General features: G+C 47.4%; 14 protein-coding genes and 1 other RNA gene (1 of these 15 only partly in view). 1 reads left to right on the top strand and 14 read right to left on the bottom strand.

Features of this window, described 5'->3' with window-relative positions:
- The 12 genes from recR to rpoE form a co-directional block, all read right to left on the bottom strand.
- Positions 1-390, bottom strand: the 5' portion of a protein-coding gene (recR, locus tag MKY75_RS00740) for a recombination mediator RecR (protein WP_013308227.1). The gene continues 210 nt to the left of window position 1, outside the view; only the first 390 of its 600 coding nucleotides appear in the window; the start codon lies at positions 388-390; its stop codon lies off the left edge, out of view.
- 27 nt (positions 391-417) lie between these two features.
- Positions 418-729: a YbaB/EbfC family nucleoid-associated protein gene (locus MKY75_RS00735; protein ID WP_013308226.1), complete on the bottom strand. Its 312-nt coding sequence runs from the start codon at positions 727-729 to the stop codon at positions 418-420.
- A gap of 43 nt (positions 730-772) precedes the next feature.
- A complete protein-coding gene (gene dnaX / locus MKY75_RS00730) occupies positions 773-2,524 on the bottom strand; it encodes a DNA polymerase III subunit gamma/tau (RefSeq protein ID WP_029514887.1) in 1,752 nt (583 codons plus the stop codon).
- A 158-nt stretch (positions 2,525-2,682) separates the two neighbouring features.
- An RNA gene (gene ffs, locus MKY75_RS00725) (signal recognition particle sRNA large type) lies at positions 2,683-2,949 on the bottom strand.
- Positions 2,950-3,059: 110 nt separating this feature from the next.
- Positions 3,060-3,257: a 50S ribosomal protein L31 gene (gene rpmE / locus MKY75_RS00720; RefSeq protein ID WP_013308223.1), complete on the bottom strand. Its 198-nt coding sequence runs from the start codon at positions 3,255-3,257 to the stop codon at positions 3,060-3,062.
- Positions 3,258-3,414: 157 nt separating this feature from the next.
- Entirely contained in the window at positions 3,415-4,686 is a 1,272-nt protein-coding gene (locus tag MKY75_RS00715; protein WP_029514889.1) for a radical SAM protein, read from the bottom strand.
- A gap of 96 nt (positions 4,687-4,782) precedes the next feature.
- Complete coding sequence (gene rho / locus MKY75_RS00710) at positions 4,783-6,120, bottom strand: transcription termination factor Rho (RefSeq protein WP_029514891.1); 1,338 nt, start codon at positions 6,118-6,120, stop codon at positions 4,783-4,785.
- Positions 6,121-6,379: 259 nt separating this feature from the next.
- The gene (locus tag MKY75_RS00705) at positions 6,380-7,633 is read right to left on the bottom strand and encodes a UDP-N-acetylglucosamine 1-carboxyvinyltransferase (RefSeq protein WP_029514892.1); all 1,254 of its coding nucleotides are present in this window, start codon (positions 7,631-7,633) and stop codon (positions 6,380-6,382) included.
- A 226-nt stretch (positions 7,634-7,859) separates the two neighbouring features.
- Positions 7,860-8,714: a class II fructose-1,6-bisphosphate aldolase gene (fba, locus tag MKY75_RS00700; protein WP_013308219.1), complete on the bottom strand. Its 855-nt coding sequence runs from the start codon at positions 8,712-8,714 to the stop codon at positions 7,860-7,862.
- A 248-nt stretch (positions 8,715-8,962) separates the two neighbouring features.
- Positions 8,963-9,331 (bottom strand): response regulator, encoded by a 369-nt coding sequence (locus MKY75_RS00695; RefSeq protein ID WP_013308218.1) that lies wholly within the window; start codon positions 9,329-9,331, stop codon positions 8,963-8,965.
- A gap of 213 nt (positions 9,332-9,544) precedes the next feature.
- Positions 9,545-11,146 carry a CTP synthase gene (locus MKY75_RS00690; RefSeq protein WP_340883996.1) on the bottom strand — a complete coding sequence of 534 codons (1,602 nt, stop codon included), beginning with the start codon at positions 11,144-11,146 and terminating at the stop codon, positions 9,545-9,547.
- A gap of 402 nt (positions 11,147-11,548) precedes the next feature.
- Positions 11,549-12,094 (bottom strand): DNA-directed RNA polymerase subunit delta, encoded by a 546-nt coding sequence (gene rpoE, locus MKY75_RS00685; RefSeq protein WP_029514893.1) that lies wholly within the window; start codon positions 12,092-12,094, stop codon positions 11,549-11,551.
- A gap of 404 nt (positions 12,095-12,498) precedes the next feature.
- Between rpoE and MKY75_RS00680 the strand changes: the two genes are divergently transcribed.
- Positions 12,499-13,659, top strand: coding sequence for a S8 family peptidase (locus MKY75_RS00680; RefSeq protein WP_029514895.1), 1,161 nt, complete (start codon positions 12,499-12,501; stop codon positions 13,657-13,659).
- A 14-nt stretch (positions 13,660-13,673) separates the two neighbouring features.
- Here the strand turns inward: MKY75_RS00680 and MKY75_RS00675 are convergent, their stop codons facing one another.
- Together MKY75_RS00675 and MKY75_RS00670 are read right to left on the bottom strand one after the other, a co-directional pair.
- Positions 13,674-15,059, bottom strand: coding sequence for an MBL fold metallo-hydrolase (locus MKY75_RS00675; RefSeq protein ID WP_069011494.1), 1,386 nt, complete (start codon positions 15,057-15,059; stop codon positions 13,674-13,676).
- On the bottom strand, positions 15,056-16,726 hold the full coding sequence (locus tag MKY75_RS00670; protein WP_069011478.1) for an ABC transporter permease: 1,671 nt from the start codon (positions 16,724-16,726) through the stop codon (positions 15,056-15,058). Before MKY75_RS00670 ends, MKY75_RS00675 begins: the two co-directional genes overlap by 4 nt.
- Positions 16,727-16,728 lie beyond the last annotated feature (2 nt).

The following is a 16,728-nucleotide window of genomic DNA, read 5'->3' as shown; positions in this document are numbered from 1 at the left end:
TCTGTTCAGCAATTCCTTGAGTTTGATATCCTCAGGACCAATTCCCTCCATAGGAGATATCGCCCCGTGAAGCACATGGTAAAAACCATTAAACTCCTTGGTACGCTCCATAGCCACCAAATCCTTGGAATCCTGAACAACACAAATGACGGAAGTATCCCTTGTCTTATCCTGACAGATCCGACATGGGTCTGTGTCCGTAATGTTGCCGCAGACTGAACAGAAGTGAAGGTTACGTTTCACATTGACCAGCGCTTTGGCAAAGTCAATCACATCATCTTCCTTCATTTTCAGTACGTGAAAAGCCAACCGGGCAGCCGTCTTTGGCCCTACTCCCGGCAGGCGCGTAAAAGCGTCAATTAGCTTTGCAATCGGCTCCGGATAATACAATAGCGTGTTTCTCCTTTATGCAGCAGACTAGAACAAGCCCGGAATTTTCATGCCGCCTGTAAATTTACCCATATCATCATTAGCCAGTTCATCTGCTTTGGACAAAGCATCATTAACTGCAGTCAGCACAAGATCTTGCAACATTTCTACATCATCAGGATCTACAGCTTCCGGTTTGATCGTGATGGACAACACTTTTTTATGTCCATTTACCTCCACCGTCACAACACCGCCGCCAGAAGTTCCTTCGATTACTTTTCCGCCAAGTTCCTCCTGGGCTTTCAGCATTTGTTCCTGCATTTTTTTCACTTGCTTCATCATTTGGTTCATATTGTTCATTTCAATCATCTCCTTTAATGAAGTATACATCTAGACACTTGCTTTAATCTTTAATGACTACCAAATCTTCCCCGAAAAGTTGAATAGCTTCATCAATCCAGGGCTCCTTGGACTTTCCCGGCGCATCATGCTCCGGCTCTAGTTGCAATTCTTCGGCAGGCTGGTCGGAAACTCCTTCAATGGCAGCATTCCAATCCTTTTGCATCATCGTTACTAAACGATAAGGATGACCCAACTGCTCATGCAATACCTTCTCGATGACCTGCTTATTGGCAGGCTTTTCGGTAGTTTCACGATGAATATTGTTCTTAAATGCGACCAGCACACTGTCCTCTAACACAGAAACTGGCTCACCGTCCATAAACCAGGCATGAACCGTAACTTTCGCCTCTTTTACCCCTTGCAAAATCTGACTCCACTTACGCCCCGCAGCCGCGAATGCTTCGCTCGACTTCTCAGCGATATAGCGATCCAACTGGGAAGGGAGTTTGGCTGGTGCTGAAATTCGCGGAGCAGGGGCACGCCCCCCGGAAGCCTGACGGCCACCCGACGATGCCTCCTGCCCCCCTCCAACGGCCAATCCACCTTGCAGCGCGCGTTCCAGTTTCTTTTCCAGTTCAGCAAGCTGGCGCTTCAACATTACGACATCTTCCTGGTCAGCTGCAGCGTCAGAGCGTTGTGCGGTCGGCTGAGCAACAGCACCTGCTTCCCCCGGAATACTACATAGCTTCAATAGAGCTACCTCAAACAAGGTTTGGGGCTGTACGGCATATTTCATCTCGCTCTGGTAACGATTAAGGGTGTCAATCATTGCAAAGAGTTGCTCCTTGGTAAAAGCATCTGCCACTTCCTTAAATCGCTCTGGATCCAGCACTCGCTCCGTCATTTTGGTCGCCTGAGGCACCATCTTGATCATTAGCAGATCTCGGAAATAGTACAGAAGATTCTCCATGCACTTATCTGCACTTTTACCTTCCTGCATAAAGCTCTCGATCATTTGGAGCACCGTGCCCACATCTTCTTTCAGCAATGCTAAGGCAAGCTTACCGAATTGCTCGGACGCAATACCTCCCGTCATGTCCAGCACCTGCTGATAAGTAACCCGACCATCTGTAAACGAGGATATCTGATCCAAAACACTAACCGCATCTCGCATCCCGCCATCTGAAAGACGCGCAATGTACTGCAGTGCATCCGAATCAGCCTGTATGTTCTCCTGTTGACATATCAGATCAAGCCGCTCTGTCTGTTCTTCCAGCGATACACGGCGGAAGTCAAACCGCTGGCAACGCGAAATAATGGTAGCCGGAATCCGATGTGGTTCAGTCGTAGCCAATATGAACATCACGTGTGGCGGCGGCTCTTCCAGCGTCTTGAGCAGCGCATTGAACGCTTCCGTCGTCAGCATGTGCACTTCATCAATGATATAAACCTTGTGCCGCACTTCTGTGGGCGCATATTTGACTTTATCGCGCAAATCACGAATCTCTTCAACGCCCCGGTTGGAGGCTGCATCAATCTCCTGTACATCCATGACCGCTCCGGCCGTGATCCGTTTACAGGCTTCGCATTCGTTGCAAGGTTCCGGCGCAGGTCCATGCTCACAGTTGATTGCCTTGGCCAAAATTTTGGCCGCACTCGTCTTACCTGTTCCTCGTGGACCGCTGAACAGGTAGGCATGGGACGTGCGATTTTCGCGGATGGCATTCTGCAATGTCTGGATAATATGCTGTTGTCCTACCATGTCCTTGAAAGCCTGCGGCCGCCAAGCACGGTACAACGCTATATGTTCCAATGCGCGTTACCCTCTTTCCCATTCACTTTCATGACCATTCATGGTCACTTCATTATACTATACTCCCGTCCGAATCTAAACCAGACACCTTCCAATTTATAAAACACAAAAAAACATCTTCGCAATGATTGCCAAGATGTTCTAATTACCAATATATACCGTGCACCTGTTATTGATCGTTGTGATCCGAGCGGCAATCCTGAACAGCAACTCGGGCTAGGCAACCCTCCGGCACAAGAGTGGGCCTGCTTATGGCTGCTTCCTTCCGGACCTGACCAGGTTCACAAGTACTCATTGCGGAGGACCCAGCCGTCAACATTGTGCGCAGGGACCAGCCTCACATCAACAACACCTCTAACAGGAATTCAACCTCGCTATAGCGGATTGCGAGTTACAGGGCACCGCTACCTCCCCATCTAGCACGGTGAAAATAAGTATATCTTAAGGCCGCATAAAAAGCAAATACACATTATTACAAAAAGAGCCCTCTGCAGTCGCAGAAGGCTCTAATAACTTTATAACTTGCGGTAATCCATTAGATACCGTATTTCTTTTTGAAACGATCCACGCGTCCACCAGCATCAATAAATTTCTGCTTGCCTGTGAAGAACGGGTGGCAGGCGGAGCAAATCTCCACACGCAGAGATCCTTTCACAGAACCAGTTTCAAACGAATTTCCGCAAGCACAAGTGACAGTAGTTACGTTAAATGTTGGTTGAATAGCTTGTTGCATTGAACTTTCACCTCTTTCCGCCCTGAACGTCCTATCAGTCCAGAGTTGTATGAACACATGTTCACATTATAGCACTTGAATATGAGCGTTTCAACAACTCTTTTCTGCATTCAGAAACAGCGCAAAACAGGTGTATTTCAATTGCTGTGTGACCGTTTTAGGCCTTGGCAAATTTAGGACGTGCCTGCCCTTGCGGCGGTACATGAGTGTATGAACCGATGACTACATCCGGCAGTTCCTCACGATAAATCTCAAGCATTTGCTTCATGCCAAGGATCTCACCTTGTGCAGGTGGAATCAATTCCAGATAGCTTTCAGGATCGATGTTCAAATTACGCATTTGAATCAGCCTGAGCTTAGTTCGTTTGGCAAATTCAATCATTGCCTCAATTTCTTCTTCTCGGTCAGTTACACCCGGAAAAATCAAATAATTAATCGACGTATATACACCCTGCTCAGAAGCATAACGAAGTGATTTTTCCACATTAGCCAACGTGTAACCGCGCGGCTTGTAATACGCATTGTAATGATCGTCCAGTGCACTAATGGTACTAACGCGCATCAGATCAAGACCCGCATCCACGATTCCCCGGATATGATCGCTCAATCCCGCATTCGTATTGATATTGATGTATCCCATATCCGTAATGGAACGCACCTCTTTGATCGAATCAATAATCAGTTTGGCTTGTGTGGAAGGCTCACCTTCGCAACCTTGACCAAAACTAATGATGGATTCCGGTGTCTTCAAATGTTCCAGCATAACTTCTACAATTTCTTCGACGCGAGGACGGAAGTTCATTCTTGTCTGCGGAGATACGAAGCCACTGTCATCTGGCTGTTCAGATATACACCCAAAGCAACCCGCATTACAAGAATAAGATACCGGAACTCCCCCCTCCCAGCGATTCAGGAATGTGTTCGAGGAAGTAAGGCATTCGTAGCCAAGCGCACAGTTAGACAAATGTTGGTACAGCCGATTTTCGGGATATTGCTCCGTCATCCGCTGAACACCCAATTTAACTTGATGGCGGTCACAGTTTTCCGGATTCCACTTGGACGGGCTGTCACTCTGCTCAGCCGTTACATAAAATGCTCCGTCTTTCCAGACTACGGCCGAATAACCGAACAAGGGAAGCTTGTACTCCTTATCGGTCTTCACATATCCCGGCAGGCACAAGCGTGTAAAACCTTGCGGCAATAAAGCCCCTACTGCTTGCATATCTCCGGGAAGAGAAACCATTTCCCCTGTTTCAGGGTTCATACCGACCGGGCGAGTGCTGGGCAGGCTTACCAATGTAGCTCCTTCCGGTAACGGAATAAGCTCATCCTCCATGATTTCAACAATCATGTCTGCACTACGTGCAAGCCCATACAAAGAAGCATGATCATATACATTGCCTTTTTCGTCGGCATACACCAAATACATTTTGGAGCTCCTTTCGCTCCGTTAAGCCTACGCCATTAACAAAATGAATGATAACGACTGTGTACTTACGGAACAGATAAAATACATGAATGGGTTTTAGTTGGTTGAGGCCGGGACTGAGGCTGTGGTAGAACGCGTAGTTCTCCGTTGTTGCCCACCAGAACTGCTTTGCGAGCCACCGGAAGAAGGTGCCGCCAAATCAAACGAAGCCAGAAATTCAGCATTAGTCTTGCTATTACGCAGCTTTTTGAGGAAGCCTTCCACAAAATCATGGCTTTCCGTCATATTTTTACGAATGGCCCAGATCGTATCCAATTCTTCCTTGTTCAACAACACTTCCTCACGGCGTGTGCCGGAACGACGAATATCAATCGCAGGGAAGATACGACGTTCTGCCAGCTTGCGGTCCAAATGCAACTCCATGTTGCCTGTACCTTTAAACTCTTCATAAATGATATCGTCCATGCGTGATCCTGTATCAATCAGAGCTGTAGCAAGAATCGTCAAGCTACCGCCTTCCTCCACATTCCGAGCCGCACCAAAAAAGCGTTTTGGACGGTGAAATGCCGCCGGATCAATACCCCCACTCAAAGTACGACCAGAAGGAGGAATAACGAGATTGTACGCACGAGCCAAACGCGTGATGCTATCCAACAGGATGACAACATCCTTTTTATGTTCTACGAGACGTAGCGCACGCTCCAACACGAGTTCTGCCACTTTGATGTGATTTTCAGGAAGTTCGTCAAATGTAGAGGCCACAACTTCACCTTTAACAGAACGCTGCATATCGGTCACTTCTTCAGGGCGTTCATCAATCAACAAGACAAAAAGCTCGATCTCGGGATTGTTGGTAGAAATGCTATTGGCAATTTCTTTGAGGAGAAGCGTCTTCCCAGCTTTGGGAGGTGCTACAATGAGTCCGCGCTGTCCAAGTCCGACAGGGGCCAGTACATCCATAATTCTCGTAGACAAATGGTTGGGGGAAGTTTCAAGGACTAATTTGGTTTGCGGATACAGTGGAGTCAGTGCAGGAAAGTGTAGCCGCTCAGCAGCTTGCTCAGGACTTCTTCCATTGACGGCGTTAACTTGAAGCAATCCAAAATATCGTTCATTCTCTTTTGGCGTTCGGCACTTACCGGAAACAAGATCGCCTGTTCTCAAGTCAAACTTGCGGATTTGTGAAGCAGAGATGTAAATATCTTCGGTACTCGGGAGATAATTGATCGGCCTCAGAAAGCCGTAACCTTCAGGAAGGATTTCCAGAACCCCTTGCATAAACATCAATCCGCTCTTCTCAGCTTGTGCACGCAGGATAGCGAAAATTAGTTCTTTCTTCTTGAGCGTTCCGTAGTACGGGATCTGGTATTGCTTGGCCAGCTTGTACAGGTCGGTCAGCTTCATTTCTTCCAGATCGGAAATTTGCAGATCCATATAATAACCACCTATTCAATTATTAAGTCCATTCATACATCTAAATGATAGACAATGATATCATAAACACCATTAACATAATTTTAACCAAAACAAATAAAGTTATGCAGCCATCTGCCTGGATTATACCGAATTATTCCGGTTTTCCGATAATTGATTGTTAGGTATGAACCACAATCTTTTATCAAGCAGCGGCTGCACAGGTGTTGCCCGTTCTATCGCTTTCGTTCCGGGAGTTCGAAAAAATTGCACGGCTTAATTATTCAGTCTGCCGCCATACATCCGCGCCCAAAAGACGCAGGTTAGAGACAAGGTGATCATAACCACGGTCAATGTACTCGACACCCGTCACCTCGGTTACGCCTTCGCTTACTGTAAGTCCAGCAATGACAAGGGCCGCTCCGGCGCGCAGATCTGCCGCTTTTACTTTAGCTGCATTCAATCGACCACCCTCTATAATGGCAGACCGACCCTCTACGCGAATTTTAGCCCCCATACGCACCAGCTCAGGGACGTGCTTAAAACGACTGCTGTACACAAAATCGCTCAATACACTGACACCCTGCGCTTGGGTAAGCAAGCTGGTCATGGGAGATTGTAAATCTGTGGCGAATCCGGGGTATATCAAGGCTTTAACGTCGACATGTTCATAAGAAGGTGCACCCAGTACGCGAATACTTTCATCATATTCCTCGATACCGATGCCCATTTCCTGCATTTTTGCAGTGAGAGCCTCCATATGTTTGGGGATTACGTTGTCAATCAATACATTTCCACGGGTTGCCGCAGCAGCAATCATGTATGTGCCCGCTTGTATACGGTCAGGTATGATGGAATGACGGCAGCCATGTAGCTCCGACACACCTTCAATTCGAATCGTCTCCGTACCGGCGCCTTTAATAATGGCCCCCATAGAGTTTAAAAGGGTTGCTACATCTATAATCTCAGGCTCTTTAGCCGCATTTTCGATAATTGTGGCGCCTTTGGCACGTGCTGCCGCCAGCATAATATTAATGGTAGCGCCTACGCTGCTAACATCCAAGTAAATCTTGGTTCCGCGCAGTTCTTTGGCGTGCAAATGAATAGCGCCGTGCTCGTTCGTAACCGTGGCACCCAGCGCTTCAAAACCTTTGATATGCTGATCAATGGGCCGGGGTTCGAAATTGCACCCTCCTGGCAAACCGATGATCGCTTCCTTGAATCTGCCCAGCATGGCTCCCATCATATAATAAGAGGCTCGTAATTTCTTAACAGGCCCATTCGGCATAGGAATGGATTTAATAGAGGATGGATCTATTTTCATCTGGCTACCTTCCCAGGCAACCGTTGCACCAAGTTCCTCCAGTATTTCGGAATACACCGCCACATCACTCAACAGTGGCAAATTGTCCAAAATGACTTCCGACTCTGCCAGAATGGCTGCGGGAATCAAGGCGATGGCACTGTTTTTGGCACCGCTGATGGAAACTGTACCCTGAAGCGGCCGTCCACCGGTGATCATCAATTTTTCCATAAGCTTGAGGGTCCCCCTACGTGTTTTGCAGTCGGTCAAACAATAATCTCAAATCAAAACTTTTAACTTTTTTAGTGGTGAAAATGGAAAGACACCGGCTAAGCGGTGTGCTTTCCATACCAAACTATTCAACTGTACAGATTTAAGTATTTTGTGCAGCAGAACTACAGCTACAACTAAGAAATACATCTAGCCTGTGCAGACGCACGACCAGTTTAACTTATTATTACGCTTTGTTGTTGGAACCGAACTCACGAATTTTACCGATAACGGTTTGTTTAATCGCTTCACGACCTGGAGCGATGAATGTACGTGGGTCATAAGCATCCGGTTTCTCAGCAAGCACTTCACGAACCACTTTCGCAAATACGATTTGGTTCTCAGTGTTTACATTGATTTTGGAAGTTCCCAGGGAGATTGCTTTTTTAATGTCATGTGTTGGGATGCCAGTACCACCGTGCAGAACGAGTGGAAGTTTGATTGCATTGCAGATCTCTTCCATTTCTTTGAATCCGAGGTTTGGCTCGCCTTTGTATGGTCCGTGTACGGAACCCAGTGCAGGTGCCAGTGTATCGATACCTGTTTCGTTAACGATACGCAGACAGTCGTCCAACTTAGCGTACATTACGTCGCCGACAACATCATCCTCTTGACCGCCAACCATTCCAACTTCAGCTTCAACAGAAACGCCTTTGGAATGAGCATATTCAACCACTTTTTTCGTTGTAGCAATGTTTGTGTCGATTGGGCTGTGGGAATCGTCAATCATAACGGATGTGAAACCAGCGTCGATAGCTTCTTTACATTTTTCAAAGCTGGAACCGTGGTCCAAATGGATCGCAACCGGAACGGTGATTTTCATGTCATGAATAAGACCTTCTACCATTTTAACTACAGTGTAGAATCCGCCCATGTGACGTGCTGCGCCTTCAGAAACACCCAAGATTACTGGGGATTTTTCTTCTTCAGCAGCGCCCAAAATAGCTTGAGTCCACTCCAGGTTATTAATGTTGTATTGACCTACTGCGTATTTTCCTTCGAGTGCTTTGTTCAACATGTCTTTCATAGATACCAATGGCATGGTTACAGTCCTCCTAAAGGTGTTTGGGTTTGTCTATATTTTTAGCCGACATCACATACGGGCTTATTATACCACAACCCATGTTAAATACTAAACAAGCTTTTGCATATCAACACATACAAAAATCACGCTCAGGACGCCGTTTTTCGATAGAATTGTATAAGGAGAGGATTTACTTTCAGTATTTCCCATAATCACAAACAAAAAACCCTGTTGTGTTAACAGAGTTCTCAACCACCGTGACTCACCTAGTCACCTCTGAGTTGTTTGTTCACAGCAATCCGCATTTCGTCAATATCAAAGGGCTTGGTAAAATGCATTAGCGCACCTAGCTCCGTCGCCTCTTTAATCATGTCCAGTTCTCCATATGCTGTCATCATAATAACCTTGATATCGGGATTCATGGTTTTTAGATGTTTCAGAATTTCGAGTCCGTCCATACCTGGAATTTTCATATCGAGCAGAACCAGATCAGGTGGTTCCTTCTCAACAATTTCAAGTGCAATTTTCCCGTTCGCCGCCTGAAAGGTCTCATAACCCTCACTTCCGAACACTTCCATCAGTAAAATCCGTATTCCATTCTGGTCATCGACGATTAATACTTTCTTCTTTTCCAATGTTTTAACCTCCTAAGATCTTAAAACGAGGATCATGCAGCTATTGCCATAACAGCGTCCGATGACGTACAATATCCGTCCCATACCTAAAACTATATTCGCTCCTGCAAAAAGAAAATCCTTCTCTAATACATAATTGTGGAATATTCTTTCATAATCAGGAAGCATGGGATAAAAAAAGACCTCCCGTAGGAGGTCTTTCAAGCCGTAGCATTAACCTTGAAGCTGCAATGCTGCCTTTACAAATTCACGGAACAAAGGCTGCGGACGATTCGGACGGGAAGTAAATTCCGGGTGGAATTGTACCGCCAGGAACCACGGATGCTCAGGGAGCTCCACGATTTCCACCAAGCGTCCATCCGGTGAAGTACCGGAAATGCGAAGACCCGCTTTTTCAATAACTTCACGATATTCGTTATTGAATTCGTACCGATGACGGTGTCTTTCGTACACCAGCTCGTCGTTGTAGCAAGCCGAAGCCAGGGAACCTTCCACCAGTTTGCATGGATACAAGCCAAGACGCATCGTACCGCCCAGATCTTCGATGTCTTTTTGGTCGGGAAGCAAGTCAATGACAGGATAATCCGTTGCCGGATTAATTTCCGAGCTGTTGGCTCCTTCGAGACCAGCCAGGGAACGTGCAACCTCAATGACAGATACCTGCATACCCAGACAAATACCGAAGAACGGAATTTTTTGCTCCCGTGCATAACGGATAGTACTAATTTTGCCTTCAATTCCGCGATCGCCGAAGCCACCTGGTACGAGAATGCCGCCAATGCCGCCCAGCATGTCAGCTACGTTCTCGTCCGTCACTTCTTCAGCGTTCACCCAACGGATTTTTACGTCTGCATTCGCATCAAATCCAGCGTGCGAAAGTGATTCAACCACACTTAAATAAGCATCATGTAATGCAACATATTTACCAACAATAGCAATTTCAACCGTTTTAGCCAGCTTGCTGATTCGATCAACTAACCCTTCCCATTCGGTCATATCTGGTGCAGGTGTTGTCAGCTTGAGATGGTTAACTACGATTTCGTCCAAGCCTTCTTCACGTAGGTTCAACGGAACCTCGTAGAGGGTTGAAGCATCGCGGCATTCTACCACTGCATTCGCATCAATATCGCAGAACAATGCAATTTTAGCCTTCATATCGGAGGACAGTTCATGCTCTGTACGGCAAACAATGACATTCGGTTGGATGCCGATGCTGCGCAGTTCTTTTACACTGTGCTGGGTTGGCTTGGTTTTAACCTCACCAGCAGCTTTAATATAAGGAATGAGCGTTACGTGAATATACATCACATTTTCGCGCCCAACTTCGCTTTTGAGCTGACGAATAGCTTCCAAAAATGGCAAGCTCTCAATATCGCCCACAGTACCGCCGATTTCTGTAATAATTACGTCCGAACCCGCTTCACGGCCTGCACGGTACACGCGCTCCTTGATTTCGTTCGTAATATGAGGGATAACCTGCACCGTACCGCCCAAATATTCTCCGCGACGCTCTTTGCTGATTACGCTGGAATATACCTTGCCTGTTGTGACATTGCTGTTCTTGGACAGATTAATATCAATAAAGCGCTCATAGTGTCCCAAGTCAAGGTCCGTTTCCGCACCATCATCCGTTACAAACACTTCACCGTGCTGGTAAGGACTCATCGTACCCGGATCGACATTCAGGTAAGGGTCAAATTTTTGAATCGTTACCTTCAGTCCCCTGTTCTTCAAAAGCCTCCCCAGTGAAGCTGCCGTAATCCCTTTGCCCAAGGAAGACACAACCCCGCCTGTCACAAAAATATACTTTGTCACTGTTCAAAACCCTCCTAGATAAGATGCAAAATTCAGGCGACATTATGATGTTATCGTAACCCGTTTGCACGGATTATCATCCATGAAGAAGGCAGCGGAATCATTTTCCATGTCCGCCGCCCTTAGCCTTCTTTCATGAGTGAAAACACCCCTATAAAAAACAAAAAAGCACTCCCGTAGTACGGGGCACTTTTATAAAAAAAGCAAACATATAAGTGAATCAATCATAAGCCCAAGCAATAGTTTACCCCGTGTCCAATCCGCTGTCAAGGAAGTTATATGTGTTAATTTGTCCATTGAACCAGATTGGAGAGAATCCACCTGAAAGCTTTAAATCAGAAGAGGTTTTCAATAAAACGGTCATGAAAAAGGGGAGAACGCATCTCCCCTTGCAGCCTGTTCCTAACGAAGTGAATCGTCGTCTTCCGTCGACTCATCGTCATTTTCATCTTCTGAATCTTCCTCATCACTGAGGTCCTCGTCGTCTATAACCACGTCTTCATCACTATCATCATCATCTTCTCCGTCGAACAGCTCGTCTTCGCCGTCCTCGTCTTCGCTATCTGCATCGAAGTCGTCATCAGAGTTGTATGTTTCTTCTTCATGATAGTCATCTTCGTCGTCATCGTCTTCGTCGTTAATAATACGAGGACGCTTGGCGCCTGTCAGGGCATCTTCGGATTTATCTACCGGATACCAACGTTTCAAGCCCCACAGATTCGTACCGACACAGGCAAAACGCCCGTCAATGTTGATTTCAGTATATAGCTGAGCAATAACGTCATTAATTTCTTCGTCAGACAAGCCGCGCAATTTGGCGACTTCCTTCATCAGGTCACGGTAATAATATGGAGTATTGGCTGCTTTCAATACCATAAATGCCAAGTCCACCATTGGAGTCTCGTGGACTTTCTCCGGGTCAATCTTCAAGTTGAGTGGGGTACTCACCTAGGGACACTTCCTCTCACACGTAATTCACAAGAACATGTTTCAGAGCATACACGATACATGCAATACTAACATATCCATTATCAAAACTAAGTAAAACCTATTTGGAAGCAAATTGCAAGTTAAAGATGGGTATCGTCATAATTTCCAGGAATATCCCCCTAAACAAGACGGCACACGTAAAAAGACGGGGTCCCCCCCGTCTTCGACTGTACCCGCTTCGGGAGAACCCCCCAAAGTTGTTGCACAAGAGCTTATGCCCTCCATGTATCGTATGTGTCCACATCCACTTTGACACGACAAGCAGGCCTATTTACTTAAAAAAGGGGCAGGTTTCCCATGCCGCAGCTGACGCTTGCTCATACTATACCTCAGCATGGCTCATCGGAGGGGGACCGTCTCAAATGGACTATCCGGATTTTTTGCAGCGTTTGCATGAGGGTATTTCGGAGCCGTCCGGCAGTGGACGGAACAAACAGATCATCACGTTCGATAAGCCTCACCAATACCGGGAATGCCTGTCCTATCTCAGGAAGCTGAAACCCGAGCTTGCGGGATTACGGCAAGTACAACCGGCCAGACTAATCCGTGCTTTAATCGCTCCGCTTTCAGGGGGAGACAGGCTGGGCAAATATCACAACGGTGTTACCGTTGAAGAAGATACCCGCATGAAGGTTCACGCTGAAACTGCTCATATACCAAAAGCAGAGAAGAACCTTTCCATGCCATGGGGAGTCAAACAGGTACGTGCATACAAGGCTTGGCCTTCCTCGACAGGGAATCGGGTCAGAATCGGTGTGATCGACACAGGAGCGGATTTTCAACATCCTGATCTTCGCCATTCTCTCGCCAGAGGTATTAATTTGCTTAACCGAACCATGCTACCCTATGACGATAATGGCCATGGTACTCATATTGCTGGAACTATCGCGGCGTCCAACTATGACGAAGGTATGGTGGGCGTAGCACCACGAGCTTTAATTCATCCCGTAAAAGCATTTGATCATAATGGAGCCGCCTACGTCTCCGATATCATTCTTGGTATCGACTGGTGTGTATTAAATCGTGTCGATATCATCAATATGAGCTTTGGTATGAAGTCGCGCAGCAAGGCATTACTTGATATGGTGAATAAGGCATATCATAACGGCATCGTCGTTGTAGCGTCCTCAGGAAACGAGGGCAAGCGCCGAAGTATTGACTACCCCGCCCGCTATTCCCAGACGATCTCAGTGGGGGCTACTGACAAATACAGACGCATTGCACCTTTCAGCAACCGAGGGCAATTTGTAGACGTGTACGCACCTGGCGAAAAGATCACATCCTCCTGGATCCATGGCAAGCATCACGAAATGAGTGGTACCTCTATGGCTACTTCCCATGTGACCGGAAGCATCGCACTTCTCCTTTCACTGAGGCCGGAACTGGGGCCTGGAGAAATCAAGGCGTTGCTTAAGCGTACCGCCACACCACTACGCCTGCGCAAAAGCGCTGGACGTAGCTCTATCTCGACCAAACTTGGCGAAGTCGATGCCTTCCGGTTGATGCAGGAGGGCACAAAGTGAATGATGATGTGATGCTAAACCTCTAGTGTATCGCCTGGCTCCAGAGAGTGAACTTTTCTGGAAGGACCTTCACATCCACTATTTTCTTCTCTTATCAACTCATCTCGTACCAGGTCAGTCTGCAGCTTCGGCGCATGAACGAGTACAACCTGTTTGCTAGGCAGCTCCTTCAGCATTTGCCGCACATCTGATAATCCCTGATGCACCTTATAAATCAAATGCCGAGCTACACAGCTGTTATTTTGATCCATACGTTCCAACAGATATTTGCCAAAAGAACCATGTGGAGCATGCCCGGTCAATATAACACTGTTGCTGATTCTTTCTCCGCTATCATTACCCTCCCCCATGTTGCGGTTATCCGATAGATACTGATAGTACCAGCGCGCCTGTGGGGAATCCATCATGCCGTCTCTTGTTATGATAATAGCCGTTGGGTTCTGTTCCAGCAGACTCACTCGTTCCGCAGCATCACGAGGCACGAAGACCCTGTCACTGTTTAGCACATGTTTTATTCGCGCTAGAGCTTCCGGACGCAGCCATTCTTTCCAGCGGTTTAACTGTTTCAATCCCTGCCATATGTCGTGCTCTACAATCATTGCCTGTTCAGGGAATTGCTCACTAGCCCATACAATCAAGTCCTGTCCTCTGCCAAAGGCAGGCACCGGCAACAACACATGGCCACCAGACCATAATATCCGCTCCATCTCGACCCTCAGCCGCTCCAGCTTAACAGGCTGCGGGTCTATATCCATGCCATACGCATTGTCCATAATGGATATGTCCGCTAGATTGGGCTCTGACTTCCATTCAGGCAGGTCATGCAGCCCCTCCCCAACACCCAAGTCTGGCGCATCGGCAGCAAGAAGCTCAGATTCGCGGCTGTAATCTCCAGAAAAAAACAACCGCTTCCCTTCCATTTCTACCACATACCATACTGCACCAGCCAAATGTCCACTGCGTCCCCACATGATTCTCATACTCGGACAAGCCTCAAGCCATTCTCCTGCTGGCGCCTCATCTTCTAGATAGCGATAAGCAATGGATTGGATGTTCTGTTCGTCGTATGGTAGTTCTGCTCCTCTTGATTCAACATAAGTATGCCAGGAGCGAAAATAGGAGCCTAACTGCTCAGCAGTGGCCTTGGTCGTCCAGACCTCCCCCTGGTATCCATACTTGTACAGTAGGGGGAGTGCCATGGAATGATCCTCATGTGCATGAGACAGCAATACAGCGGTCAGTCTCTCCGCCACCTGCGGTGGGAAAACCGGATATTGTCCGGTTCCTTCCTTTTTCACGCCACAATCCAGCATGACGCGATGCTGTTTTCCTTCAAAAACATAGCAGGAACGGCCATGTTCGCCCGCCCCTCCCCAAATCCTAAGCTTAGTCATGATTATTTCCACTTTCTTCGCGAGTTTAAGCTTTCCATTAAGATCAGTAGCAACGTGGTCATTCCGACCGATATGACAGCCATCGCCATCCCAAGCGACACCTGTCCCTGTTCAAATTGTGCAAATATGTAGGTTGCTGACGTCTGAACGGATGGTGGCAAAATCAGTAATGATCCTACCAATTCGCGTGAAGCAATGGTAAATGTCATCATCCAACCAGCGAGCATTCCCGGTACAATCAGCGGCAGTACAATCCGGCGGAATATATAAGACGGTCGCCCGCCAAATACCTGCCCCGCCTGAAAAAGGCCAGCGTCCACCTGTGTAAAGGCGCTTTTGACATACTGCACAGTATAAGGAACAAACAAGATAACATACGTCAGAATGACCATGCCGTATGTGTTATACAATGGAATCGGCATCCATGGTGAGTTCCACCACAAAATCAGGCCCACCACCATAACAATTCCCGGCACCGTATTCGGAAGCAAACTAAATGCATCAACCGTCCGTTGGATTCTTGTGCGTGAGCCGCCAATGACAAGTGCAAACCAAGTGCCCAGCACCACAGCAAGCGTCGATGCGCCCAAAGAGAGAAATACGCTGTTCAGGAGCGCCTCCATACTCTCTGATCCCCAAGACAGCAGTTCCTTGTAAGAGTCGAGCGTCAAATTATCCCAGGCAAGTCCCATTCCCCTCAGCTTCATCGTCGAGGCTGAAAGAATTGAAAAATAAGGAATGCCAATGGACGCAATGAGCAACAATAGAATGAATGCAACACTCAGCCCCGTAGTCCAACCGGATATACGAAGACGGGACGGACGCGAACCTTTACCACCTACCAGCCTATACGTAAACTTCCGGTTGATCACCGACTGCGCATACCACATGAGCAGGCAGGCGGTTAACAGCACCGAGGCCATCGACGTCGCTTTGCTAAAATCTATGGGCCAGCTAGAAATGTATTTGTGGATTTCTGAAGTCATGACCTCATACCCGATACGTCGCCCAAAGGTAGCGGGGGTGCCAAACTCGGCAATCGTTTTAACGAAAATGAGCAGCGCGCCCATTCCGTAAGCCGAAAGCAGCAGCGGTAAAATGATTCGACGGAATCTGTACAGAAAGCCGCCGCCCATTACGGCACCCGCCTCCTCCAGACTCCCGCCAATCCTCACCAGCGCCCCGCGCAGCAGCAGGTACAGGAATGGAAATAGATGTAGGCTCATGATCATCACCATGCCACCAAGGCTAAAGAAGGATGGCGTTAAGAAATACAGGTCCGGGAACAACTGCTCCAGATATCCGTTTTTTTGCATAAACAGAATCCAGCCCATGGACCCGATATAGGGCGGGGTCATAAACGGAATTAGCAGCACGACATCCAACCAGCGCCAGTGCGCAAGACGAGTGTTGGACATGATCCAGGCTAGCGGAAGTGCAAGTACCGTTGTTCCTGCAATCACACAGATACCTAGCCAAATCGAGCTGAATAGCACTCCCGCAAATGGTGAAGCAGCTAACGTTCGAAAAGGTGCATCCCACTGAAATTCTTCATCAACATACACACTTTGGATAAAGATTTGCAGCAACGGCATCACAATCAAGAAAAGAAGCGCGATCAGAGCCAGCGTCAGACACCACGCTCTGATGTGTTTAACGGATAAGCCTCCCATCG

Source organism: Paenibacillus sp. FSL L8-0663 (assembly GCF_038008125.1).
In the GTDB taxonomy this organism is placed as follows: Bacteria; Bacillota; Bacilli; order Paenibacillales; family Paenibacillaceae; genus Paenibacillus; species Paenibacillus polymyxa_D.
This window is presented reverse-complemented; position numbering and strand designations above follow the sequence as displayed.